The organism is Roseibium sp., assembly GCF_965276855.1.
Classification (GTDB): Bacteria; Pseudomonadota; Alphaproteobacteria; order Rhizobiales; family Stappiaceae; genus Roseibium.
The window spans coordinates 901,548-926,056 of record NZ_OZ255700.1; the positions used below are offsets into that span (position 1 = coordinate 901,548).

Annotated in this window: 20 protein-coding genes; 3 read left to right on the plus strand and 17 right to left on the minus strand. The window is 57.7% G+C overall.

Annotated features, from left to right (window positions below; genetic code table 11):
• The first annotated feature begins 69 nt into the window (after positions 1-69).
• The gene (locus tag ACQY4Z_RS04050; RefSeq protein ID WP_428526890.1) at positions 70-2,442 is read left to right on the plus strand and encodes a methyl-accepting chemotaxis protein; all 2,373 of its coding nucleotides are present in this window, start codon (positions 70-72) and stop codon (positions 2,440-2,442) included.
• Positions 2,443-2,566: 124 nt separating this feature from the next.
• Here the strand turns inward: ACQY4Z_RS04050 and ACQY4Z_RS04055 are convergent, their stop codons facing one another.
• Positions 2,567-3,451, minus strand: coding sequence for an alpha/beta fold hydrolase (locus ACQY4Z_RS04055; RefSeq protein ID WP_428526892.1), 885 nt, complete (start codon positions 3,449-3,451; stop codon positions 2,567-2,569).
• Positions 3,452-3,677: 226 nt separating this feature from the next.
• Between ACQY4Z_RS04055 and ACQY4Z_RS04060 the strand changes: the two genes are divergently transcribed.
• The gene (locus ACQY4Z_RS04060) at positions 3,678-3,830 is read left to right on the plus strand and encodes a hypothetical protein (RefSeq protein WP_428526894.1); all 153 of its coding nucleotides are present in this window, start codon (positions 3,678-3,680) and stop codon (positions 3,828-3,830) included.
• A gap of 67 nt (positions 3,831-3,897) precedes the next feature.
• Here the strand turns inward: ACQY4Z_RS04060 and ACQY4Z_RS04065 are convergent, their stop codons facing one another.
• From ACQY4Z_RS04065 to ACQY4Z_RS04085, 5 genes are all read right to left on the minus strand, one after another.
• Entirely contained in the window at positions 3,898-6,840 is a 2,943-nt protein-coding gene (locus tag ACQY4Z_RS04065; RefSeq protein WP_428529704.1) for a bifunctional [glutamine synthetase] adenylyltransferase/[glutamine synthetase]-adenylyl-L-tyrosine phosphorylase, read from the minus strand.
• A gap of 22 nt (positions 6,841-6,862) precedes the next feature.
• The gene (locus ACQY4Z_RS04070) at positions 6,863-8,320 is read right to left on the minus strand and encodes a sensor histidine kinase (protein ID WP_422018808.1); all 1,458 of its coding nucleotides are present in this window, start codon (positions 8,318-8,320) and stop codon (positions 6,863-6,865) included.
• A complete protein-coding gene (locus ACQY4Z_RS04075) occupies positions 8,304-8,990 on the minus strand; it encodes a response regulator transcription factor (RefSeq protein WP_428526896.1) in 687 nt (228 codons plus the stop codon). The genes ACQY4Z_RS04070 and ACQY4Z_RS04075 overlap by 17 nt, the downstream gene beginning before the upstream one ends.
• Before the next feature lie 161 nt (positions 8,991-9,151).
• A complete protein-coding gene (locus tag ACQY4Z_RS04080) occupies positions 9,152-10,681 on the minus strand; it encodes a Do family serine endopeptidase (RefSeq protein WP_428526898.1) in 1,530 nt (509 codons plus the stop codon).
• A gap of 181 nt (positions 10,682-10,862) precedes the next feature.
• The gene (locus ACQY4Z_RS04085; RefSeq protein ID WP_428526900.1) at positions 10,863-11,507 is read right to left on the minus strand and encodes a glutathione S-transferase; all 645 of its coding nucleotides are present in this window, start codon (positions 11,505-11,507) and stop codon (positions 10,863-10,865) included.
• 122 nt (positions 11,508-11,629) lie between these two features.
• Here ACQY4Z_RS04085 and ACQY4Z_RS04090 point away from each other — a divergent pair, with 122 nt between their 5' ends.
• Complete coding sequence (locus ACQY4Z_RS04090) at positions 11,630-12,631, plus strand: DUF2336 domain-containing protein (protein ID WP_428526902.1); 1,002 nt, start codon at positions 11,630-11,632, stop codon at positions 12,629-12,631.
• 21 nt (positions 12,632-12,652) lie between these two features.
• Here the strand turns inward: ACQY4Z_RS04090 and ACQY4Z_RS04095 are convergent, their stop codons facing one another.
• The 11 genes from ACQY4Z_RS04095 to ACQY4Z_RS04145 all read right to left on the minus strand — a co-directional run bounded on the left by ACQY4Z_RS04095 (position 12,653) and on the right by ACQY4Z_RS04145 (position 24,448).
• Positions 12,653-13,888, minus strand: a complete 1,236-nt coding sequence (locus ACQY4Z_RS04095; RefSeq protein WP_428526904.1) for a bifunctional alpha/beta hydrolase/OsmC family protein — start codon at positions 13,886-13,888, stop codon at positions 12,653-12,655.
• A 127-nt stretch (positions 13,889-14,015) separates the two neighbouring features.
• Positions 14,016-14,507, minus strand: coding sequence for a cytochrome c-type biogenesis protein (locus ACQY4Z_RS04100; protein WP_428526906.1), 492 nt, complete (start codon positions 14,505-14,507; stop codon positions 14,016-14,018).
• A 13-nt stretch (positions 14,508-14,520) separates the two neighbouring features.
• Positions 14,521-16,509: a heme lyase CcmF/NrfE family subunit gene (locus ACQY4Z_RS04105; RefSeq protein ID WP_306146546.1), complete on the minus strand. Its 1,989-nt coding sequence runs from the start codon at positions 16,507-16,509 to the stop codon at positions 14,521-14,523.
• A 64-nt stretch (positions 16,510-16,573) separates the two neighbouring features.
• A complete protein-coding gene (ccmE, locus tag ACQY4Z_RS04110) occupies positions 16,574-17,023 on the minus strand; it encodes a cytochrome c maturation protein CcmE (protein WP_209177360.1) in 450 nt (149 codons plus the stop codon).
• 63 nt (positions 17,024-17,086) lie between these two features.
• On the minus strand, positions 17,087-18,223 hold the full coding sequence (gene ccmI, locus ACQY4Z_RS04115; RefSeq protein ID WP_428526909.1) for a c-type cytochrome biogenesis protein CcmI: 1,137 nt from the start codon (positions 18,221-18,223) through the stop codon (positions 17,087-17,089).
• A gap of 112 nt (positions 18,224-18,335) precedes the next feature.
• Positions 18,336-19,817 carry a hypothetical protein gene (locus ACQY4Z_RS04120; RefSeq protein WP_428526911.1) on the minus strand — a complete coding sequence of 494 codons (1,482 nt, stop codon included), beginning with the start codon at positions 19,815-19,817 and terminating at the stop codon, positions 18,336-18,338.
• Positions 19,818-19,986: 169 nt separating this feature from the next.
• On the minus strand, positions 19,987-20,424 hold the full coding sequence (locus ACQY4Z_RS04125; protein ID WP_428526913.1) for an RT0821/Lpp0805 family surface protein: 438 nt from the start codon (positions 20,422-20,424) through the stop codon (positions 19,987-19,989).
• A 166-nt stretch (positions 20,425-20,590) separates the two neighbouring features.
• Entirely contained in the window at positions 20,591-22,021 is a 1,431-nt protein-coding gene (locus ACQY4Z_RS04130) for an ATP-binding protein (RefSeq protein ID WP_428526915.1), read from the minus strand.
• Positions 22,011-22,679 carry a response regulator gene (locus ACQY4Z_RS04135; RefSeq protein WP_133950968.1) on the minus strand — a complete coding sequence of 223 codons (669 nt, stop codon included), beginning with the start codon at positions 22,677-22,679 and terminating at the stop codon, positions 22,011-22,013. Before ACQY4Z_RS04135 ends, ACQY4Z_RS04130 begins: the two co-directional genes overlap by 11 nt.
• Before the next feature lie 59 nt (positions 22,680-22,738).
• Positions 22,739-22,993, minus strand: coding sequence for a PepSY domain-containing protein (locus tag ACQY4Z_RS04140; RefSeq protein WP_209177356.1), 255 nt, complete (start codon positions 22,991-22,993; stop codon positions 22,739-22,741).
• Positions 22,994-23,122: 129 nt separating this feature from the next.
• Positions 23,123-24,448 (minus strand): glycosyltransferase, encoded by a 1,326-nt coding sequence (locus ACQY4Z_RS04145; protein WP_428526918.1) that lies wholly within the window; start codon positions 24,446-24,448, stop codon positions 23,123-23,125.
• Positions 24,449-24,509 lie beyond the last annotated feature (61 nt).

Consider the following 24,509-nt stretch of genomic DNA (forward strand, 5'->3'; position numbering starts at 1 on the left):
TTCATTGCAAGATTTACCAATAATATAAGACTTCCTTACAAAGTCTGGGGCGGTTTTACAGCTATCCTCATGCTGGCTGCAATAGTAGGCGGTGTCGCGACCCTTACGATACTTGGACTTAAAGACCGCACACAGACACTGAACCAGACGTCTTCAGCTCTGGCGGACCTAAATCAAGCGGCCAACGCCCGGGAGCTTTACTTAAAGGCACCCGACGAGAAGAACGCCGACGCCGCGTTGACCGAACTGCGCGCACTTCACGGATCGCTGCAATCGCTTGACGGCGCGATTGTTGACGATCCAGCTTTGACCCGTAACATGAACGCCGCAAAGGAAAACGTTAAAGAACTCGAACGGACGTTCCAGGAACTCGCAGTCGCGATCGGTGTTCAAGCCGCTGCCCTGGACACAGTTTTGTTTACAGCATCAGAACTCTCGGCTTTAACGGAGCAGATCGGAAAGGCTGTCGCAAATGAACAGCAGTCCGCAGCAACTGCAGCCCAAACAGCAAAGGTAACCCAGGACACGGCCCGCATGTTGGGTCGCGCAGCTGTAGAGTTGCAGGCTCAAGCCGACTTTCTTGCTCCGAAGTTTGGTTATGGCGGAAAATTCAAACTCAAGGAGCTCACAGATGATGTCATGGACGAAATCGATGCCGGCATGACACAGATGATTGCAGCTGCAGAGACGCTTGAAAATGCTGATCTTTCGACATTGCCCCCAGAAACCACCAAGCTCCTGGCGAACAGCGCCAGAGCGTTTCCAACCGCTCTTTCGGACCTTCTCGGAGAAACAAACCTGTTTAACCGGGCAGGTAAAAAGAAGACTGTTGCAGACCTCTTGGCCCTGCTTCAGGAAGGTGGACTAAGCGCCCGGATCTCGATCTACGAAACATTCGATGAGGAACTGGCAAACGCCACAGATACCCAGGCACGGTTGGCGGCACTCACCGGGATAGGACAACAGGCGATCGCCTTGGCTCAATCCACGACGGTCATCCGCTCGGGTACTGTGGAATATGCAACCGGCTTGAGCAGCGCAAATTCAGATGAGGTACGTCACGCTGCTGACCAACTCCGATTGATCTCCGCAACTCTGGAAGACAGCAGCAAGGCTATCCCGGAAACCGCTGATACCATCGCCCTGGTTCTCAAGGCGTCCATGGATTTCTCTGAAGCGTTTGACGAGATCGTGGCGACAAAGACAAAAAGGGATATGTTGCTCGCTCAACTGCAATCCCTGTCAAATGAGATTGGTGCCGACATCCTCGCGATTGCTGCCAATCAATCGGTTGTGACCCGCACGGCCAGCCAGAACGCGTTGTTTCAGATCGCGCTCGCCCTTGTTATCGCCATTGGAACAGGGGTCCTTCTGGCATATGTCCTAAGCCTCGCAATCACACGTCCGATCCGTTCGCTCACACACGTCATGGCACGCCTCGCTGGTGGTGAAAGGGACATGGAGATCCCGGAGACGACCCGTTTGGACGAGATCGGTGAAATGAGCCGGACCGTCGAGGTCTTCAAAACCAACGCACAGGAACGCGCGCGCCTGCGTCAGGAACAAGAAGCAGAGCAATCCGCGCGGCAAACAAGGCAGCAATTGGTCGACACACTGATCACGGACTTTCGTGCGACCGCACAAGATCTGCTCGGCTCAGTGGGCACAACGGCTGAACGGCTGGACCGGACCGCACAGAACCTCACCGGGATTGCCCGTGACAGCGCCTCGCGCGCAAATGACACGCTCACAGCGTCCAGCGACGCGGCTCATAATGTTCAGACGGTCGCCTCTGCCGCCGAAGAACTCGCAGCATCCATTGGCGAAATCAGCGCACAGGTCGCGCGCACCACGGATGTGGTTGGCCGCGCCACCGAAGGCACCCGGACCACAAACGAGAAAGTCGAAGGCCTGTCCGCATCGGCTTCCAAGATTGGAGAAGTGGTCACACTCATCCAAGCAATTGCGGAGCAAACCAACCTACTCGCCCTGAACGCGACCATCGAGGCGGCCCGCGCCGGTGAAGCGGGCAAGGGCTTTGCCGTTGTTGCCGCCGAAGTCAAGGAACTGGCAACACAGACGTCAAAAGCGACCGAAGAAATCTCCTCGCAAATTGCCGCGATCCAGATTGCGACGCAGGAGTCCGCGGATGCCATCGGCTCGATCACCGAGACGATGGACGAGGTCAACAGCTACACCAGCGCGATTGCGGCCGCAGTCAAACAACAGGGTTCGGCCACGTCTGAGATCTCCCGGAACATCCAGCAAACATCCGAGGGCACAGAAGTGGTGACTGACAATGTCACGGAACTGACCGACGCGGTCGGCCGGACCAATACCTCGGCCGGTGAAGTTGTGACCGCATCGGATGATTTGAACACCAAGACCGAAGCATTGAAGCAGGCCGTTGACCGCTTCCTGGACGATGTTGCGGCAGCATAAGCAAGATCGCTTTGCAGGGCTTCTAGCCGGTAAAATACGTTCAAAACCGCACTGTCCCCGGCCCAAGGCCGGGGATTTTTCGTCAATGCCAACCGTTATTGAAGCCCAGACCTTGTGTTTGAACCTAATCCGCCTCGACAAGAACGGTTAGAATTTCCCGAGAGCGCGCCCAGAGCAGAGAGCCGCCCTCATTCTCAAAGAAATGCCGGTTCGCATGCTTGAGACGGGATGCCATCAGCGCCCCGCCGTCAGGTGAATGGACCGGGCTTGCATCCTTCCCGCCATACCAGAGATCCACGGGACAGGTGATTGCGTCCCAAGTGAACGACCATGGCCCCATTGCAGCAACCGTATCGAGGGCATAGCCGGTCGCCCCTTGCGCAAAACCACGGTCCAGAGCGGCTTTGAAGGCCGAACGGAAAGGTTCGGACGAATAGATCCCCTGATCCAGCGCAGAGCTGGTTGAGATAATGAACTCCAGAAAGCTATCCGGATCGGCAAAGCCCTCGAGCATTGCAATTAATGCCTTGGGATCGTCCTCGGCATCCCGGACCATCTGCTGAAGCTGGTCTGGCAAACCATTGAAGAACTCCGGCCTGGACAGCTCATCCTGCCCGGAGACCACCGCCAACCGACTGACCGGCCCACCGGCAGCAAGCGCCAGTGCAAAGGGCACTCCCTGCGAGACGGCCACAACCGGGATTGAGCCAGGTCCCAGGTGCCAGATCATTTCAGCGAAATCATCAGAAACGCTTTGCAGGGTTTTGCCGGGGTCCGGGTCAGAGCCGCCAAGGCCCGGCCGGTCCGGAGCGATCAGGCGAATGTTCAGCTCATCGAGACAGTCAGCGCCAAAACCAAGCGACCCAGCAGTTCCGGCCCCTGAAATGAATAGAACCGGCTTACCGGTCTCCGGTCCCCACTCGGACCAGGCCATTCTCCGGCCGTTTTGCAAAGAAAGCTTCGCTGTGCGCTCCGGATTGCGGATCGCGTCAGATGTCGGGAAAATCAACTGAAATACTCCGGGAAATACAAAGGGGTCGCGCAATCGGATAACTGCGCGTTGAGAAATTGGCCGCCGGACGATGCTGTCCCTACACGAGCGCGCGCACGCAAACAAGCCTTAAGTGCACCAGTTGAAACCACCACTTAAAGGCATCTACAGGCCACATCCTGAATTTCTTTGGAACGAAGTTTGGCTTCGCGCGTTTACAAGGCTCATGAAACTGAAAAGAGACATGATGACAGACCGTGAAAAACGCGAAGTTGAGATCAAAAAAGAAGCCGAGCGCATCAAGAAAGTCGCGGAAAATTCGAGCACCGGCGGCCAGCTGGGCGGCACTTTCTTCGGTCAAGAACACGACGGCGGCATGAACGCAGGCCGCGGATAAACACATTTCGGCCCCTTTGCCTTTGAGCGCGGCCTATGACCAGCGAGCACGGCAAAGGGGCATTTACTTACTGCGATGTTAGCGCGGCCTCGATGATTTCGACGGGGCCAACGAGCCTTTCAAAGATGGCCCGGACACCTTGCTGCATCTCATTCAACTCAGCCTCAAGGCGCTCAAAAGCCGGACTGCCCGAAGCCTGAAGCAGTAGATCGAGCACACCGCGCGGGGCATCGGCAGGAACAAATTTTCCAGACAAAGCCAACCGCAGAACCTGGGTTAGGCGGTGATAGAGCCGCAAGGCCTCTAGAAGGTTTCCGGCATCTCCATTTTCCAGAAAGCCGCTGTCCCGCAAGTTCTCCAAAGCCTGTTCGGTTCCTTGAGCCAGAACACTTCGGCTCTCATATGCATTTTCGAGCTGCAGGAACTGTGCAATGAACTCAATATCGACCAGACCGCCCGCCACCTGTTTCAAGTCCCAGATGTCCTTGGTCCCTTTCTCTTTTTCGATCTTTGCGCGCATGGACCGGACATCATCGGCCAGATTTTTCAGGTCTCTCGGCTGAACCAATGTTCCACAAATGCTGTCCTGGATCTTTTGCCTGAAGGCATCGGACGTCGATGCAATCACCCTTCCTCTCGTCAGAGCCATGTGCTCCCAGGTCCAGGCATCCTTTTCCTGATAGGCAATGAAGCCGTCCAGGTTGGTCGCGAGCGGTCCCGCATTGCCGGATGGGCGCAAACGGAAATCAACTTCGTAGAGGGACCCTTCGGCCGTTGGCGCGGACAAGGCCGTGACCAGCCGCTGTGTGAGGCGCGTGTAATACTGGCTGATGGCGAGCGGCCGTTTTCCGTCAGACTGTCTGACGTCCTCAGGGGCTTCATAAAGCAGGATCAGGTCCAGATCAGAGGCCGCTGTCATTTCACGACCGCCAAGCTTGCCCATGGCAAGAACAGCAACCTCCCCGCCAGGCACGGTTCCATGGGTCTCGCCGACATGAGCGATTACCTGCGTCATGATCCGGTCAACCACGACCTCTGCAAGACGGGCGAGCGCAAAACCGACCCGGTCCGCGGATAGCGTGTCGGAGATCAGGCGCAGACCGATGAGGAACTGCTGCTCCTGCGCAAAGATGCGGGCCCGATCAAGAGCCTCTTCATAGAACTGCGACTGTGACAGTGTCCGGTCCAGTCCGGCTCTAAACTCGTCAACGCTTGGCATGGCACCAAAAAATGCCGGATCCAGAACCGCGTCCAGGACATGCACCCGTTTGGACACCGTGTCCGCCATGCGCGGCGCCGCGCCCATGGTTGTCGCGAGCAGTGTGAGGAGTTGCGGATTGGAGCGCAGAAGTGAGAACAGCTGCACCCCGGCCGGCAGTTTGGCCATGAAACTGTCAAAAGCGCGGAGCGCTGCGTCTGCGTTATCCGTGGCTGCAAGAGCAGTCAACAAAGCCGGATGCATCTCTGTCAGACGTTCGCGGGCCTTTGTCGAGCGAGTGCACGGATACCGCCCGAAATGCCACGCCTTGACGATGGCAGCAGCTTCCGCTGGCTGCTGGAAGCCAAGCTTCGACAGGGTTTCCAGCGTGTCCGGATCATGGTCATCGCCTGTGAACACCAGGTTGCCTGTCTCGGACGAGAGCCCTGGCTCATCTTCAAACAGCTCCGCATAGTGATGCTGAACGTTCTGGAAATGACCAAGCAGATCCGTCTTGAAGCCATCTAGCGTTTCGTATCCCATCAAGGACGCGATGCGGGTCAAACCTTCCGCGTCTTTGGGCAAGAGCTGGGTCTGCTCGTCATTGAGCATCTGGATACGGTGTTCGACGGTTCTCAAAAACCGGTAGGCGCTGGTGAGTTCGTCCCGTGCCTTTGGGCGGATCCAGTCGGCCTTGGTCAACCCTTGCAACATATCGAGGGTCCGGCGGCCGCGCAGTTCCGGATTGCGCCCCCCGGCGATCAACTGCTGGGTCTGAACGAAAAACTCGACCTCGCGAATGCCGCCACGGCCAAGTTTGACGTTATGACCAGCAACCGCAATTGCGCCATGGCCCTTGTGCATGTGGATCTGGCGCTTGATCGATTGCACGTCGGCAATCGCTGCAAAGTCGAGATACTTGCGCCAGATGAACGGCACGATTTCCTTCAAGAAGGCCTCACCGGCCGGAATATCCCCGGCACAGGGCCGCGCCTTGATAAGCGCCGCGCGCTCCCAGTTCTGGCCAAGCGACTCGTAATAGACAAGAGCTGCGGGAACCGACATGGCGAGCGGTGTGGCACCTGGGTCCGGCCGTAAACGCAGGTCTGTGCGGAACACGTATCCATCCGCCGTCCGGTCCTGCATGATTTTTACGAGACGCCGGGTCAGCCGCACAAACTCTACCGGGGCCTCGGCGGATCCAGCCATTGGCGCTTTGTCCGGCTCGTACAGTACAATGAGGTCAATGTCGGAGGAGTAGTTCAGCTCATTTGCACCGTGCTTGCCCATGGCGAGCACAATCAGGCCCGAGTCGACTTCCGGTTTCTCCGGATCCTTCGGCTCAAACTTGCCGCGCCGGGTCAAGTCATTGAGGCAGAACCGAATCGATGCGGTCAGCGCTGCATCTGCAAAACCTGCAAGTGCATGGGTCACCTGATCAAGATCTATGGCACCCCCAATGTCGGCCAGTCCCAGCGTTAAGGCCAGATCCTGTTTCAACAGACGAAGCGCCCGTGTGATCCCCGCCTCGTCTTCGGCGGTCGTTTCCTGCGCTGTTGCCAGCAAGTCTGCGAGCCGGCGTTCAGGTGAATCGGTGAGGATGCTCAGCAATCGTGCGGCGTTCGCAGTCATCAGGTCTCGCAAATACGGCGAGTTTCCGATGACGCCAAGCAGCAGGCGCGCGAGGTCGGGCTTGTCCTCAAGCAGCGCTTTCACATCTGCGCCGGCCTCGGGCTGGGCAAGGATATCGTTCAGGAAAAGCTGCGCGTGATCCGGGTCTGCAACGGGCGGAATGATCGAAATCCGCGCCATAAGCGGCTGGTGTTGCCCCGGCTCATTCCGGTTTTGGCTCTGCCCCGTCTGATTTTCCGCCGTGCCCATTGCTGCTCCCGCTGCTCCCCGGTTTGGCCCGGGTAAGATCGATCCGGGCGACAAGGCCCGGGTCCCCATTTGTGAGCTGCAACTCTCCACCATGCAAGCGGGCAACGGCCTTGACCAAGCTCAATCCCAAACCGGTTCCCGGCTCAGAGCGGCTTTCGTCAAGACGGACAAACCGGTCTTTGACCCGATCCTGATCCTTTTCCGGGATTCCGGGACCTGTGTCGGAGACACTCAACACCACACGGCCCTCATGTTCTTCAGCAGAAATCCTGATCCGGAACTCTCCATCCTTCGGGCGTCCGTATTTCAGGGCATTCTCGATCAGGTTGACCAGCCCCTGAAACACCAGATCTTTTTGGCAGATGGCTTCGAGACCGTCGGATACTTGGGTCTCCAACACGCCCCCTTCATCTTCAACCAGCGGCTCGTAGAGCTCGGAGACTTCATTGATAAGGTTGTTGATATCAGTCCGCTCCATGACCTCTCCAGGCGCCATGGATTCGATCCGGGCGATCCGCAACAGCGCGTTGAAGATCCTCAGCAAGTGGTCAGTTTCACTGAGCGTTTCTTCAAGCGCCTCTTTGTAGCAGTTTTGCCCTTCCGCCTGCCGCAGGGCTGTCTCCACGCGAGTCTGTAAGCGTGTGAGCGGCGTCTTCAGATCATGTGCGATATTGTCGGTCACATCCTTCATGGACCGCATCAGAAGCTCGATCCGGTCGAGCATCGTGTTCAGGCTGACAGCCAACCGGTCAAACTCATCATCATTGCCGGCAATCGGCAATCGTCCGGTCAGATCGCCGGTCATGATCGTTCGGCTGGTGTCTGTAATCTCGTCGATCCGCTTCATCACGCGCCGGCTGACAAAAAGCCAGGTGATCGCACCCATGGCGACGACAACGATCAGCCATAGGCGAAGTGCATTGCCGAGAAGGTGAGAAAACCGAAGTTGTTCGCCAAGGTCACGACCGACCAGCAGACGAAATCCGCCGCGCAGTTCAAAGGTCCGGACCATTGCCTGGCGTTGTGTGTCCGGGCTGTCCTGCCCGAGGCGGGTGTAGTGAACCCGGCGGATACCGCCGTCGGCCTCTTCCAGAACAGTGGTTGGAAGGCGGGCGATGTTGCCAACCAGGGCATTGCCCGCAAAATCAACAAGAAGGTAGAGGCTGGCATCTGGATGGCGCGACCGCCGGTCGATGGTCTCCACCAGATCGCGCACACCGCCGCGAACATATATATCCGACAAGCCCTTGAGTTCGGCGTCGATGGTCTGAACCACCTGCTCCGACATCAAGTGGTCTGTATTTTCGGAAATGTAGACAAGCAGGAAGCCCGACAACAGCGTGAACACTGCGATGTAAAGCAGTGACAGCTTGAACGCTGTTGTCCGGGTAAACCTAGTGAGCCGTGTCACGGATGGTGTATCCGGCACCGCGGATCGTGTGGAGCAGCGGTACGTCGAACCCTTTGTCGATCTTGCCGCGCAGACGCGAAATGTGGACGTCGATGACATTGGTCTGAGGATCGAAATGATACTCCCAGACATTCTCCAGAAGCATTGTCCGGGTCACAACCTGGCCCGCGTGCTGCATCAGATATTCCAGCAAACGGAACTCGCGTGGCTGCAGCGGTATTTCCATGTCACCGCGGCGGCAGGAGTGGGCCATACGGTCCAGCGTCAGGTCACCGACCGTGTAGGTGGTCTCTACCTGGCTGGCAGACTTCGGACGCCGCGCCAACGCTTCGACGCGCGCCTGCAATTCTGTGAAAGCATAGGGCTTCGGCAGATAATCATCTCCACCCGCCTTCAAGCCGGTGACGCGGTCATCAACCTGACCGAGCGCTGACAGGATCAGGACCGGCGTATGATTGCCGCTTTTCCGCAATTCCTCGATCACGGCGAGGCCATCGCGTTTGGGCAACATGCGATCGACGATCAAGATGTCGTAGTCGCGATCAAGCGCCATTTGCAGACCGGTGTCGCCGTCGTCCGCCTTGTCGGCCCTGTGACCAAGCTCGCTCAAACCCTTGGCAAGGTAGTTGGCTGCTTCGTGGTCGTCTTCAATCACAAGAATCTGCAACATGGCTCTCTTTTACCGCGAGTGAGAGGATAAAGAAAAGGGCTGGCAACAATGCGGATGTGAACACTGTTGCCAGCCATCAATTCGCAAGACCGGCCCGTCGGGGTTGGGGGCAGAGGGCAGACCGGTCTTGCTCTCAGAGGCCGGTGCAGGACCGGCCCTGATCAGGCCAGGTTCATGGGCAGAGCCACAAACCGGGTGTTGTCGTTGCTTTCGACCCGGAACAAGACTGCCTTGCGGCCATCTTCTTCCGCCTTCTTCACCGCCTTGATGACGTCTTCCGGCGAATTGACCGGCATGCCGGCGACTTCAAGGATCACATCACCGCGGCTGAGGCGCTTCTCAGCGGCCGGACTGTCCGGATCAATGTCAGCGATCAGGACGCCACTGCCTTCCAGGCCCGCATCTGTCTTGGACGTCAGGACAAGACCCATGTCGTCCAGGCTGGTGTTTTCAGGTTCCACAGCTTCCGGCTGGGCAGCAGCTTGCTGCTGATCTTGCAGGCGACCGAGGGTCACATCGATGTCCTGCTCCTTGCCGTTGCGCCAAACGGTGATTTCCACCGTGGTGTCTGGGTCATAGGCGGCAATGATCTTGGACAGATCACGCGGGCCATCGACCTTCGCGCCTTCTACTTCCAGGATCGTGTCACCGGACCTCAGACCAGCCTTGGCCGCAGGGCTGCCTTCCTGGGCTTCAGAAACGATTGCACCGTGCGCTTCATCAAGACCAAGGCTTTCGGCAATGTCATCGGTCACGTTTTGGATCTGAACACCGAGCCAGCCGCGCACGACCGTGCCACCGTCCTTCAGTTCCATGATGACATCCTGAGCCGTGGAGGCCGGGATGGCGAATGCAATGCCGACGTTGCCGCCGGACGGCGAGAAGATCGCAGCGTTCACACCAATGACCTCACCGTTCATGTTGAACGCCGGTCCACCGGAGTTGCCGCGGTTCACCGGAGCATCGATCTGGATGAAGTCGTCATACGGACCAGCGCCGATGTCACGGCCACGTGCAGACACGATGCCTGCGGTTACCGATCCACCGAGACCAAACGGGTTGCCGATGGCAACGGTCCACTCGCCGACTTCTGGTGCCTCATCGGCAAAGTCGACATAGGTGAAGTCCTTGCCGCTTTCGATTTTCAGAAGCGCAAGATCCGTGCGCTTGTCAGCGCCGATCAGGACAGCGTCATACTCTTCGCCCTCATGATCGATCACTGTGAATTCAGTGCCCTTGTCGATCACGTGCTGGTTGGTCACAACAAACCCATCCGCGGAGATAAAGAAGCCGGACCCCTGGGACATGCCGTATTGGCGCGGCGCGCGGCGTTGCGGCCGGCCTTCTTCGCCGCCACGTTCGCCGAAGTCACGGAAGAAACGCTCGAACGGGTGACCGTTCGGCAGATCCTCGAAGAAGTCACGGAAGTTGTTGCCGCCGTTGAAATTCATCATCCGGGGCTCAGCAGCCTGTTTCACCTGCACACTGACAACAGCCGGACTCACGGCTCCGACGACATCAGAGAAATCGGCAGGTGCGGCGTTATCGATCCGGACTGGCGTTGCTTGTGCCAGTTGCGCCGGCACAATGGTCTGCACGGTCATGAGACCGGCCGCACCGAGTACGACTGCACCGGCCAGCAGTTTGGCGCGGCGAGACCGCAAAGTGGAGCTTGACCGACGATTTTCCATCTATTCTTCCTTTTTCGACAGTTTGACTGGAGGTCAATTCATTCAGGACCACGCGGGGACGTGCGTTTCCTGGTCGAAACTGAAGATAGGAAAGGCTCCCTTACAGGCGCCTGTCGGATGGATTACGTTTTTGTAAGGTTGCTAGCAGTTCAGCCGGGCAACGGCTTAAATATCTGACAAATCACGGAAAAAGAACTGGCGTATCGCCGATTTCCCACTTGGAAAACTTCGGCATGATGGCCGCGAACCTGTCGGATTTCTCGAAAGTGACCAGCCATGTTTTCAGGTTGTCCCAGTCCTGGGAATCGAACCAGTCGCGGTCCGCATTCGCAAACTGTCTGACAAAGGGCAAAATCGCGAAGTCAGCCAGGCACGGCTCTGCACCAAACAAACAAGCAGAGCGTTCCAGCCGTTGATCAAGCTCCTTCAGAAACTCGGACGCCGCCGACCGTTCCGAAGTTTTGTCCGCATCGGCATACCGCGTGTCGTACTTGTAGCGATCAAGGTGGGTTTTGAACGGCCCGTCGCAGGTTGCAATCAAGGCACGCATATCGTCCAGGCTCCCCGTTTCCGGTTTAAGCCAATTGTCCGGGTCGGATTGCTCCAATGCCCAGACCATGATGTCGAGGCTTTCATCAATCACCTGCGTACCCGACTTCAGGCACGGGACCGTTGCAGAGGGCGATGTTTCCAGGAACTCGGGCGCCTTGTCGCGCAGTACAATTTCCCGCAATTCCACGGTCAATCCGCTGGACATCACTGCGAGCCTTGCCCGCATCGCGTAAGGGCAGCGCCGGAACGAATAGAGTATTGGCTGATCGGTCATACCGTTCCCATCGCGCATCCGCTCGCCGGGGTCAAGCAGTCCACGCAACTGCCCCTACGGAACACCTTGCTTAGACCTTTTTTTACAACTTCCAGCAATATTTGCTGTTGGTAGGATTTGTGATGGACGATTCGCTTCTTAAACTTGCAAAGGCAAGCTCCTCGCAGAAAAAGCACGAGTTGGCAGCTCACATGACCGGGCTGCTCGCGGCCCGTGATGACGCTACCACCTCCTCCGAAGAGACCAAGTTGCTGAATTCCATGCTGGAAGGCGTTTATACGTCTCTTGGCGATGAAGCCAAGCAGGAGATGTCGGACAAGCTGGCAGACGTCTCTGCCATGTCCTCAACCCTTGCCGCAGCGCTTGCAAACGAGGATATCCCGATCGCCCAGGCGGTTCTGGAGCGCTCCACCTCGCTGTCCGAAGCAGATATCGTCAAACTGGCCCAAACCAAGGGTCAGGACTTTCTCCTCGCGCTCGCCAAACGCGACCACGTCAGTAAAGACGTGACCAAGATCCTGATTTCGCGTGGAGACAAGGACGTCAAGCAAACCGTTGCCTGCAATCTTGGCGCAGAGATCGAGATGCCGGAGTTTGAGGCGCTGGTCAAAGACATGCCCAAACAGATGGGCGACCGGATCCGCCACCTGCGTAAGTCCAACGAAGAGCTCCTGGAAGACCTCTTCAAGGACGATGGTGAAATCGCAGCCGGCAGCGAACTTCAACGCCGTCCGTCCAAAATCAGCCCGAAGGCCTGGGTCATGGGCATCAAGATGGGCAAGACCACACTCAACAAGGCGGTCTACCAGTGCAGCGTGGAACACAATCTTTTCGATGTGGTTGCCCTGCTTTCCTTCTTCTCCGGCATGCAGATGAAGTATGTCCACAACCTGATGGTCCGGTTTGACAGCACCGGGATTGCGACCATCTGCCGGGCAACGGGCCTTGGTGCCAAGGAATTTCAGGCAATCTGCAAGGAGCGTTGCAAGCACCTGAAGTTTCCGGAGAGCACCGGCAGCAAATGGCTGACCAATTACCACATGCTGGATGATACGGACGCCCGCCGGCTGTTGAACCTGATGAAAATCAAGCTCAAGGCAACCGAACGCGCCGAAGCTGCATAGATCTCAAAAAACGTCCAACGACTACGTTTCAATTTCCCGGGTGACGACAGCTGCCCCGGCTTCCAGCGTCCTGTGAACGGGGCACTTGTCTGCGATCTCGAGCAGCCGTGTCCGGGTTGCTGCATCGAGATCGCCCTCCAGCGTGATCAACCGCTCAAAACGGTCAATTTTGCCGCCGCGGGTCTTCTGCTCTTCCGAACAGTCCTCGCACTCCGCTGCATGGACCTTGTCATGCAGCACCGTCGTCCCGATACGGTCGATGTCCAGCCCCTTCCGATCGGCATACATGCGAAGCGTCATGACCGTACACGCACCCAGCGCCGCGGAGAGATAGCCATAAGGAGACGGACCGCTGTCAAAACCGCCATAGCTTTCCGGTTCATCGGCGATCAGTCGGTGATGCCCACTGGCGACGAGTGCCTGAAACTTGCCCTGCCCGGTTTCCATGACTTCCACGCCGTCGCCTTTTGCGCTGGCGGCCGGTTCAACAATCGGATCCAGATAACCGCTGGACCATCCGGCAATGACTTTTGCCGCGTATTCCGCATCCTGACTGCGGGACAGCAGGTGATCGGCCTTGTCCAGCGACACAAAGCTTTTTGGGTGTTTGGCGGCGAGAAAGATTTCGCTGGCATTGTCGATGCCGACCGTTTCGTCCAGCGGCGCATGCATGACCAAAAGTGCTTTTCCGAGTTCTGCAGTGTGTGAGAGCACCGCTTGGCGTTCCAAATCCGCCAGAAACTCGCGCCGGATCGTGAAGAGCCGACCGGCAAGATCAACCTCTAGGGCGCCCTGCTCCTTAATATCATCGATCGCATGAGCAAAATTATGCACGACATGACCGGCTTCCGATGGCGCACCAATCGTGACGACCGCCCGCACTTCGGGGATGTCTTTGGCGACAGACAGAACGGCCGCGCCGCCGAGCGAATGGCCGATCAGAAGCTGCGGAGCTTCATAATTCTTGCGTAGGAAATCCGCTGCAAGCTTCAGGTCCTCGACATTGGAGGAAAAGCCGGTTGAGGAGAAATCGCCGCCGCTGCCCCCAAGTCCGGTAAAATCGAACCGCAAAACGGCAACCCCTTCCGCGCTCAAGGCGCCGGCAATGTGACGTGCGGCAGCGATATCCTTGGAACAGGTAAAACAATGGGCAAACAGCGCAAAGGCGCGGATGGGCCCAGCCGGCAGATCCAGCCGCGCGGCAAGGTGTGCGCCCTGCGATCCTTCAAATTCCAGTTTTTGTGCTTGTTGTGCCAACGCCTGGCCCTCCAGTCTTGTTTCCCTGCACAGGTAAGGAGAGCTTAAGGGCAAACAAGTCACGCCTTGGTGTCAAGGCCGTGACCAGTGCGTTCACACAAGATGATCTGAGCAAATGCCGTTCGGATCAATTCTGGTCTTTTGAAGACAGCAGCGCTTTCAGGCGCTTTTCTTCTTCTTCCGACAATTTCGGCACCGGCTGGTTTACTCCCACCGCAGCAGCTGTTGTTTGTCTGCGGCGCAGCGTGATCACGATGGCGACAATACCGGCAATCAGCGCAAGAGGACCAGCGGCCCACAAAAAGAACGTGTGCCAGGCAAATCGCGGCTTCAAAAGAACAAACTCGCCATACCGGTCGACCAGAAAATCGATTACCTGCGCGTCTGAGTCCCCAGCGACCAGACGCTCGCGCACCAGAACTCGCAGGTCCTTGGCGAGCGGCGCGTCGCTGTCATCGATCGACTGGTTCTGACAGACCATGCAGCGCAGCTCGGCCGACAAAGCCCGGGCCCTTGTTTCCAGGGCTGGATCTTCCAGGATTTCATCCGGTGAGATGGCAAGCGCAGGCCCAGACAGGACACACAAGACCAGCGAAAGACGCGCAAGGAGCCGTTTCATTGAGAGCAGTCTCCTATTCCGCCGGAACGCTGGCAGGTTGTTTGCGTTTGGCAGCCGGTTTCGGAGCCCCGACCCGCAAGCGGCGGTCCGCCATGGAGAAGGCTGCGCCGAGTGCCATGATTACACAGCCGATCCAGATCAGCGTGATCAGCGGCTTGTAATAGGCCCGGACATCCACCGCACCGTCGTTGCGCCGCTCTCCTAAGGAGACATAGACCTGCGAAAAGCCAATCGTATGGATTGCCGCTTCGGTGGTCGGCATCTGGCGCGCGGTATAAACGCGCTTGGACGGCTCCATTTCGGCGACGAAGGCACCGCCTTCACGAACCGTGAAGTGCCCAACTTCCTCTACGAAGTTCGGCCCGCGGCGCGGCACTGCGCCGTCAAATGTCAGCTCATATCCAGAGACGTTCACCGTATCGCCGGGCCGCATTGTCCGGACCTGCTCTTCCTGGAAGGCAGACGATGTCACAATGCCAAGCACAGTGACGCCGATGCCAAAGTGCGCGGTCGCGGTTCCCCAGGCAGAGCCCGGAAGACCGTAAAGACGTGCAAACCCGCGCTTCGGACCAATTTCGAAGAACTTGACCCGTGTGACGATTTCGGAAATTGCCCCGGCCATCACCCAGACCGCCAGTCCCACACCGAGAGGGGCAAGGACCCGCTCCATGCCCCAGAGCCAGAAGGTGAAGAGCGTCATCAGCAACGCAAGTCCGAACGCTGCATACAGCCGCTGGGACGCTGCCAGAAGGTCTCCCCGTTTCCAGGCCAGGATTGGCCCGAACGGAACAGCCATCAAGAGCGGCACCATCAACGGTCCGAAGGTCAGATTGAAGAACGGTTCACCGACCGAAATCATTTCGCCGGTGATTGCGTCCAGCACCAGCGGATAGAGCGTCCCGACCAGAACTGCGGCGGTGGCCGCTGTCAGGAAGAGATTGTTGAGAACCAGCCCGCCCTCCCGGCTGATCGGGGCAAACAAGCCGCCCTGTTTCAGCATCGGCGCACGCCAGGCAAAGAGAGACAGCGAGCCGCCGATGAAAAGGCACAGAAGCCCGAGAATAAAGACGCCGCGCGACGGATCGGTGGCGAACGCGTGCACCGAAGTCAGAACGCCCGAGCGGACCAGGAAGGCCCCAAGCAGGGACAGCGAGAAGGTGAAGATCGCCAGGAGCACCGTCCAGACCTTCAACGCTTCCCGTTTTTCCATAACTATCGCGGAGTGGAGCAGCGCTGTTCCGGCAAGCCATGGCATGAAGGATGCGTTTTCAACCGGATCCCAGAACCACCAGCCACCCCAGCCGAGCTCGTAGTAAGCCCAGTAGGAGCCCATGGCGATGCCGAGGGTGAGGAAGCTCCAAGCCAGAAGTGTCCACGGCCGGACCCAGCGGGCCCAGGCCGCGTCTGTGCGCCCCAGAATGAGTGCGGCAACTGCGAAGGAGAATGTGATCGAGAAACCGACATAGCCGACGTAGAGCAACGGCGGGTGGATCGCCAATCCAATGTCCTGCAGGATCGGGTTGAGGTCATTGCCTTCGATCGGCGGATTTTCATACCGGTTGAACGGGTTGGACGTTGCCAGCATGAACAGCAGGAACCCGGCGGAAATCCAGCCCTGAACAGCCAACGTGGTGGCTCTGAGGTCATCCGGAAGATTGCTGCCAAACACTCCGACCAGAGCTCCGAAGAAGACCAGGATCAGCACCCAGAGCAGCATGGAGCCTTCATGATTGCCCCAGACACCGGTGATCTTGAAGAGAAGCGGTTTTGCCGAGTGCGAGTTCTCATAAACGTTTACGACGGAAAAATCCGAAGCAACATAAGCCACGGTCAGAACCGCAAACGAAACAAGCACGAGAAAGAAGACGGTCACGGAGACCGGTGTCGCGACCGCCATCAGCCGGCCATCGCCTTTCAAGGCACCCCATAACGGCACCACTGACACTACCAGTGTCAAAGCAAACGCCAATACCAGAGCGTAGTGTCCGAGTTCGACCAACATTGTCCTGCGTCCCGTCCCTCAGGTTATGTCTTTGGCTGCGTCATAGGCTTCGCGCCTGACAGCGTTAGTTGGCAGCGCCCTCTCCGCCCTGCCAATGGCCCTGATCCTTCAGAGCTTCCGCCACTTCCTTGGGCATATAATTCTCATCGTGCTTGGCCAGCACGCTGTCTGCAACGAAAATCCCGCCCGGCGTCAAAACGCCTTCGGTTACGACGCCCTGCCCTTCACGGAAGAGATCCGGAAGAATGCCCTGATAAGTCACCGCCACAGAATGCGCGGTATCGGTCACGCGGAACTTCACATTTGCGTCATCAGAGCGCTCAACAGAACCGTCTTCGACCAGTCCGCCAAGACGAATTCTCTGTCCTTCAGGAATTTGCTGGCTCGCGATATCGCTTGGGCTTTGAAAGAAAACAATTTGATCATTCAGCGCAAACAGGATCAATCCAAGTGCGACTGCCAGAACGGCCCCCGCGGATCCGATCAGTGTCAAACGCCGTTGTTTCCGAGTCATTTTAGTTCCGTCTAACGTTGCCTGCCCGCAAGATCCTGCCCCTATAGGACCTTGCCGCTGTCTTTATGACCCACTCAACCCCAGAGTGACTGCTGCGTCTTTGATCCTGGCCAATTCGGCCGGTCTTTCCGCGAAAACTTTTTCAGCGCGCCGATAGGTGTCAAACGCTTCGTCCCGTTTACCTAGGACCATGTAAGCGCGCATCAACTGGCCCCATTCTGCAACAGTTCCGCCATTGGCATCAATCCGTGCAGCAAGACCCTGGACCATGGTTGTGATCATCTTCTGGCGATCATCATCACTCATCTCACCGGCGGCCTCGACATCAGCCTGGCTTGGACCTCGCAGAGCTGGAAGAAGTTCTGGTGTCTCTCCGGTCAAACCAGCCAATTCCCGCCGCGCAACCGGCACCCATGCTGCCTGAGGATCAGCTCCTTCCAGAAGGCTCTGCCAAGCGTTAACGGCCTCATCCGTTTTCCCTTCCTGGGTCAGTGCCAGAGCGAGAAAAAACCGGGGCTTCACTGCTGTCGGCTCCAGATCCACGGCCTGCTGAAAAGCCGTTCGTGCCAGCTCGGTGATGACACCCTCATTAGACACGGTCATGGCTTCACCCATGTCCGTCAGCCAGTCTGGCCTTGGACCAAGGATCCGGATCGCGTTGGAGTAGGCACGTGCTGCAGAATCCGGCTGGCCCATCCGCATGTAGACCGGTGCGATTACTGCCCAGCCCTGACCGTCTTCAGGATCTTCCGCCAAGTGGCGTTCCACCCGGGCAACCAGCAGTTCGACCGGTTGCTCATCAGCCGGAGCCGACAAGCGGGCTGCAAGCGGCTGGTCTTGCAGATCAGGCGATCCGAGAGCGAGATATGTTCCAAGGGCTGCAGCTGGCAACGCAACAAGCGCAATGACCTGAACGGATCGGATCCGGAGTTTTGAGATAGTGACCGGGCGCGGCTCGTCCTTCCGGTCATGCACGGAGAGCAAGCGGCGCGCTGTTTCGGTACGAGCTGCTTCAGCGGCCTCTGCGTCGATCAGGCCGTCCGACAAGTCTCGATCAATTGCTGCCAATTGTTCCTTGTAAACAGCTGCATCAGCTTGCGCCGCAGCTTCCTCAACAGAAGACCGCGCCCGCGTCAGCGGCACAAGAACAGAAAGGGCCGCCAGTGCGGTCAAAACTGAGATCAGGATCCAAAAAATCATGGATGCATATAGACAACCGAATGTGTCGAAATGCAAGCAAATGCGTGTGTGACTGGCGGTCGCGGTTTAAAACCTGCGAACAGCACTTAACGCACCATCCGGAGCTTCAGAATCAAGCCCGTTTCAGGGCCTTGTTGATCAACCGGCGTTCCGGCGACGCGGCAGCGGCTTCATCGCCTGCGCGCGTTTTGGCCTTTGCAAGGGCCGCATGGCGGCTGCGCCGCAATTGGCCAGCATACTCCGCACCGAAATAGATTTCCGACAACATGATCGCAACATCGGCGGCGGCCTGATGCGCTTCCAGTTGCGGGCTCTTTGCCTTGCCAAGATCGGTGATCAAAGACCTTGTAACAATTTCCAGCGTCTGCTCGACGGTCTGGCGGGTGCGTTTGCTGATATCATTGACCGCGAATGTCTCAGATCCATTGCGCACCATATTGACGACCCGCACCGCGCGAACGGCATCATTGATTGCCGTTTGGTCGACAATCAACTTGCCCTCATTGTCCAGTTTTGGAACCTGAAGGGCCCGACGTACTGCCGTATGGGCATTGTGGAGTTCCCGCGTGACGACATCAGAAATGCTGCGCTTTGTATCAGCCAGTCTGCGATGCCACTTTCCTGTGACGGTTAGATCGACATCGCGTTCAATTCCCCGGACCAGGGAGTTATAGTCCGACAAGGCATTTGAAAAAGCCACAGGATCCGGATTGTTGTTGCGGTGATCCACCGCCAGGATGTTCAGCCGTTCGGCCTCGCTCATGACCACATCAACAAACGGCGCAAATTGCGACCCCGCGATCACCTTCGGATCATCATCTCCGGCCAGCCGTCCAGCAAAAGCACATAAGGCCGAAGGCTTGTCGGCACGGTCAACAAGAGCCGCAGCGACCAGCGGCAGATGGTCCGGAAACCGCTCGTAGCACTTGTCGACCATACGCAGTACGTCGTGGTCCTGCTTTAAGCGCCGTTCGTTGATCCGGTCGGGCATGGCTTCCAGAAACGGCATGAGCCAGCGTTCGGATGAGAAAACCTTATGAATGTCACGCAGCTCGGAGATACCACGCTCACCGCCAAGCTCGATCCCCATGCGGCGGCGTTCGCGTTCGTCGATTTCTCCGCGGTTTAATGCTTCACCGATCGCGTCTGCCGACCGGGTTCTGAGTGCTTGCACCAAACCATCGATCCGCTCACCGCTCACGGCTGCGTTTCCGGCCTGCTCGAGAACAAGTTGAACATCGGTTGGCATAAGGTCACGGCCGAGCCATTTCCAGACCTTGTTCAACATGCCGCGATGGATCCGTCCTTCCTGACGGTTCGGCAGGAACTCGTCGATCAGGAACCCGTCAAGGGACGTAAAGAACATGCGCTGGATTTGACCGCGGCGATGTTCATTACCTTCTGAATCAAGAGGATGCGTTGTTGGTTTGCGCAGAATGGCAAGGGCTGAATTGAGCACCAGCTCAATGTGCGGATCTGCATCGGCCTGGGCCTTCGCGCGCTCAAGATTACGCACAAGCGCCTCAATCGCCTTTGGACTGAGGCTGCTAAGATAGATCCTGATTTTAGCCTGTAGCTGGTCCAGCTGTGTCATTCACGAGTTCTACGGCAGCCAATGTTTCTTTATCCATGGTAAACGGCGAACCTTAAACAAGTATGTAGAAAACACTATGCCGCCGCGCGGCACGCTTTGGTCCCGACGCCCGGTATTTCAGGATTATTGAAAGATATCAGATATGTGGATCTGGACGGGTATCCGGCTATCAACCGATGACTTTCCAATCCCCGCGATCAATCTCACATGCAGTGCCGCGCGCCTGAAGCACCCGGCCCTGGAGAACCATTTCATGGGTGAATTCGCGGCATTCGGTTTCATTCACGGAATAGACAGGCCCGGGGAGAACACGGCCACTGCGGCCGGTCCGGTCATTTTGCCAGGCAACCGACACCCCAACACCGCGTGCACGCAGAGCCCGGTCCTGTGCCTGTTCCGCAGCCCGCCTGTCAGAAGGCTCCAGCGCTTCACCGAATTCATTGTTCACCAATACGGAGATCGCGGCACTTGCTTCCGTGCCCGAGACGTTGCCCCTCGGATCGCCGAACGACGAGCCCCATCCGCCCACGCCATTTGCGCCGGATGCGATGGAGCATCCTCCCAAAAGAGTGGCTGTGAGCAAACAAAGGGCGCTGCGCAATTTCATGCACCTAGTCTCCAAATCGGCTTTGTGGACCAAGTCACCGGATAGCGACTCAGTGGTAACGTGACTTTGTGGCCGAACTTGGCCACGATATAGAAACATTGCCTGTGACCTGCATCACATCTGATCACAGGCGATTTAAAAATCTGCAAACCATTCCGTTAGGGCATCAGCTGTCGCCAAGCAAGGGCAGGATCAACCGCGCCCTCAATCCCCCCAACGAAGACCGCCCAAGTTCCAGCCGACCTCCATAAAGCGCTGCCAAATCTGCCACAATCGAGAGGCCGAGCCCAGTTCCAGGGACAGTCTCGTCCAGGCGGCGGCCACGCTTGACGGCTTCAGCACATTGCTCCTCAGATAAGCCCGGGCCATCATCCTCGACACGGATTTCGACCATCCCGCGCGCGCTGGATGCGTCCGCGATAGGTGTTGCGGTCACCAGCACCGCAGATTTTGCCCATTTGCAGGCATTGTCGATGAGGTTGCCGGACATTTCCTCAAGGTCCTGCCCCTCTCCACGAAACCGCAACGTGGCATCTTCAAGGCCATCAAGGCGAACATCCCGCTCCCGATAAATTTTATTCATCGCCCGCACGAGCCTGTCCAAGACCGGCTGCACTTCGCATGACACGCCAATTACCCGACGTTGTGCGGCCATCCGGGCACGTTCCAGATGATGCTGGATCTGGGTCGACATCACCTCCGTCTGTTCGATGACCTTATCCGCCAGCGGGCCTTCCGATGCGCGGGCTTCATTGGAGATTACCGAAAGGGGTGTCTTGAGACCGTGAGCCAGGTTGCCCACATGGGTTCGGGCACGCTCAACGATTTCCTTGTTGGAGCCGATGAGCGAGTTCAGCTCCACAGCAAGCGGAGCGATCTCACGTGGCAAAGCTTCGTCGATCCGCTCTGCCTCCCCTTGGCGTACGGCGCTTAGGGAAGACCGTAATCGAACGAGCGGCCGCAGTCCGACACGGACCTGGAGGAACGTGGCTAAAACCAGTCCAAGCCCGACGATGAGAAGCGTCAGTGCGGCAAGGCGCGCGAACTCGCGAATATCGGCCCAAAAGCCGGCAGTCGCAGCTCCAACAGCGATGACGTACGGCGTCTCCCCTACGGCGATGCGCTGTTGCAAAACACGGATTTCATCGCCTGTCGGTCCGGCAACAAAACCGGCTCCAGCCTCCGCCTCCCCCAATGCAGGCACTGCAAGTGGATCTCCAACAAGAGATTCAGAGGCGTAAAGAACCGTGCCTGTATCTGCCTGGCGGACGGTCCAGTACCAGCCGGACAGAGGCAGGGAAAACCGAGGGTCGCCCAGATAGGTCGGCTGTTGCACCTGAGGCGTTACGCGCAAAACGGTCTCGTCGCTCGTCTCCAGCATTTCCGAAACAAGGGCCTTGATGTGAATTTCAAGTTGGGCATCAAACGAGCGCTCGCTGGCCCGTTGATAAAGGCTGACAAGAAACACACCGGCAATCGCAAGTGCAAGCGTCGACCATACGGCCGCCACCAGAACCAGACGGCCCGCAAGGGATCGCTGCGGCTTTACGGGCTCCGGAGCCGGCTCACCGGCACCTTCCGCGTTCTCAGTCGTCACGGGCCTCTCCCAGACGGTACCCGAGGCCGCGGATGGTTTCGATCATGTCGGCCCCGATCTTCTTGCGAAGGCGGCCCACGAAGACCTCGACCGTATTGGAATCACGGTCGAAATCCTGATCGTAGAGGTGCTCGGTCAACTCCGTCCGGGAAATCACCTTCCCCTGATGGTGCAGGAGGTAGGACAAGAGCCGGTATTCATGGGAAGTGAGCTTGATCGGAGAACCATCCACCGTGACCCGGCCAGCTCTCAAGTCCAGCCGGACGTTGCCGCAGGTAAGCTCGTTGGAGGCATGACCGGCAGCCCGGCGCACCAAGGCCCGAACGCGCGCCAGAACCTCTTCCATATGAAAGGGTTTTGCGACGTAATCATCCGCACCGGCATCAATTCCGGCCACCTTGTCTGACCAGCGATCACGGGCGGTGAGGATCAGAACGGGCATTGTCTTCCCGTCGCGCCGCCATTTTTCCAGGACTGACAAGCCGTCCAGCGTCGGAAGCCCAAGATCGAGGACAACCGCATCATAGGGTTCGGTGTCTCCAAGGAAATGTCCTTCTTCGCCGTCGAATGCGCTGTCCACCACATAGCCGGCCTCTTCCAGGGCGGTCATAAGTTGGCGGTTCAGGTCTTTGTCGTCTTCAACAATTAGCAGGCGCATGGGACTTCATTTGCTGGCTGGGGGAGTGTCGGGTGTTTGATAAGCGCTGGGTATACCGGTCAACGGTTCGCATTGACTGTGACATTGGTCACCTGTCCGTTCTTTAAAACAGACAAGACATACACATATCCACCACCCTGGCGGCACAACTGCGCCTTGATGATTTCGCCGCCGGCTTGTCCGGCTACCGCGCCGAGCGGCTGCGCCTGACCGCTTGCGACCACGGCACGTGCTTCGGCCTGCGACAGGCAGTTTGCGCTTGCGGCGCCAGTTACGGCCAACAACAAAAACAGGGCGGTTAGAAAGACTTTCACAAGTCGAATCCTCAAGACATCAGCAGTTGATGCGCAAGGTGTAACCAAACCAAGCTGAACGCAAGCTGAACCGTTTTCCAGATCACCGGGAATCGGTTCAGCTTGCGCGGCCCTCAAACCACTCCGCGGTCAGTTCGCCAAGGTGAGTTCGTCGGTCTGCAGATCGTCGTAACGCCCCTTGAAATGGTCAAACACCTGCAGTGTTCGCCGGGCGATCCCGGTCCAACCGAAGACACGGCGGGCAAACCGCGCCCCTTCCACCGACAAGGTCTCCCGCACCCACGGATACTGCATGGGCATGTTCAACATGGTCGCAAATTCTTCCGGGCGTTTGGGGTCTGCTACAAGGGCGTGACGGCCGAATTCCAGCTGCTCAAACAGCCCCCCATGAATGGTCACCACCGTCGGTGTTCCGCAGGCCATGGCTTCCACAGCGGTCATACCAAAGGGTTCGTAGCGGGACGGCAGGGCAAAAATGCCGGGTGCCCGGTAAAAGTCGGCCAGGTCCTCGTCGGCGACATAGCCGCGCCAGCTGATCCTGTCCGATACGCCAAGCTCGGATGCCCGTTGTTTCCACTGCCCCAAAAGCGCATTGTCGCTGTCGGAATTTGCGCCCGCTGCCAGCACAAGCCGGGCTTCCGGCTGAAGCTTCAGGAGGCTGGGAAGTGCCTCGATAGCGAGATCATAACCCTTGTTCTCCGCAGCACGCCCAACAACGTAAATATCGGTATCGCGGATATCATGCTTCTGCCGGACCGAAGCCACGCGCGACGGCGTGGCCGGTGTGAAGCGGGCCTCATCAATACCCGGCGGGATCATCGAGATATGATCCTTGGGCAGTTGATAGTGTTCGGCAATCAGATCGACCTGCTGTTCGGTCGTCGCGATCACATGGTCGCAATTGCGATAGAGCACAAACTCCTTCTGGATCCGCTCATCAAACCGGTATCCAGCCATTTCGGCGGCATCTGCGCCTTCCATGTCGTGCTGTTTCCACCAGCCAAGCGAATGCGGCGTGTGGATGTGCGGGATCTGGAGTTCTTCGGCAATCTTCTGACCGGAAACACCGGCATCCCAATAGTGCGAATTGATCACGTCATACTGCAATCCGCGGTGCCGGATCATGGCAAGCGCGTTGGTGACGAAGTCACCGTACCAGTCGTGCATGTCCTCTTTGCGGATGAAGTCTTTGCCGCCGAAGGGAATTCGAACCACGCGCAGGTTTTCATTGATGATGTCTTCGGCCGGCTGATCTTCAAATTGCCGGGTCATCACATCAACGTGGTAGCCAAGCCGCGCGAACCTTTTGGCCAGCTCGAGGACGAAAACCACTTGCCCGCCCGTATCCGGCTTGCCGAGTTCCGGCGTTCCGGCCACATAGCCATGCAGGGAAATCATCAAAAGCGAACCAACGTTCTGCTTGTTCATGTCGTACCAACCTTTGTTGTGTTTCAAGTCTCCGTCTTTCCCAGGCAGTTCTTTTTGATTGTGCCGTGTTTGTTTCTGTAAGTGTAAG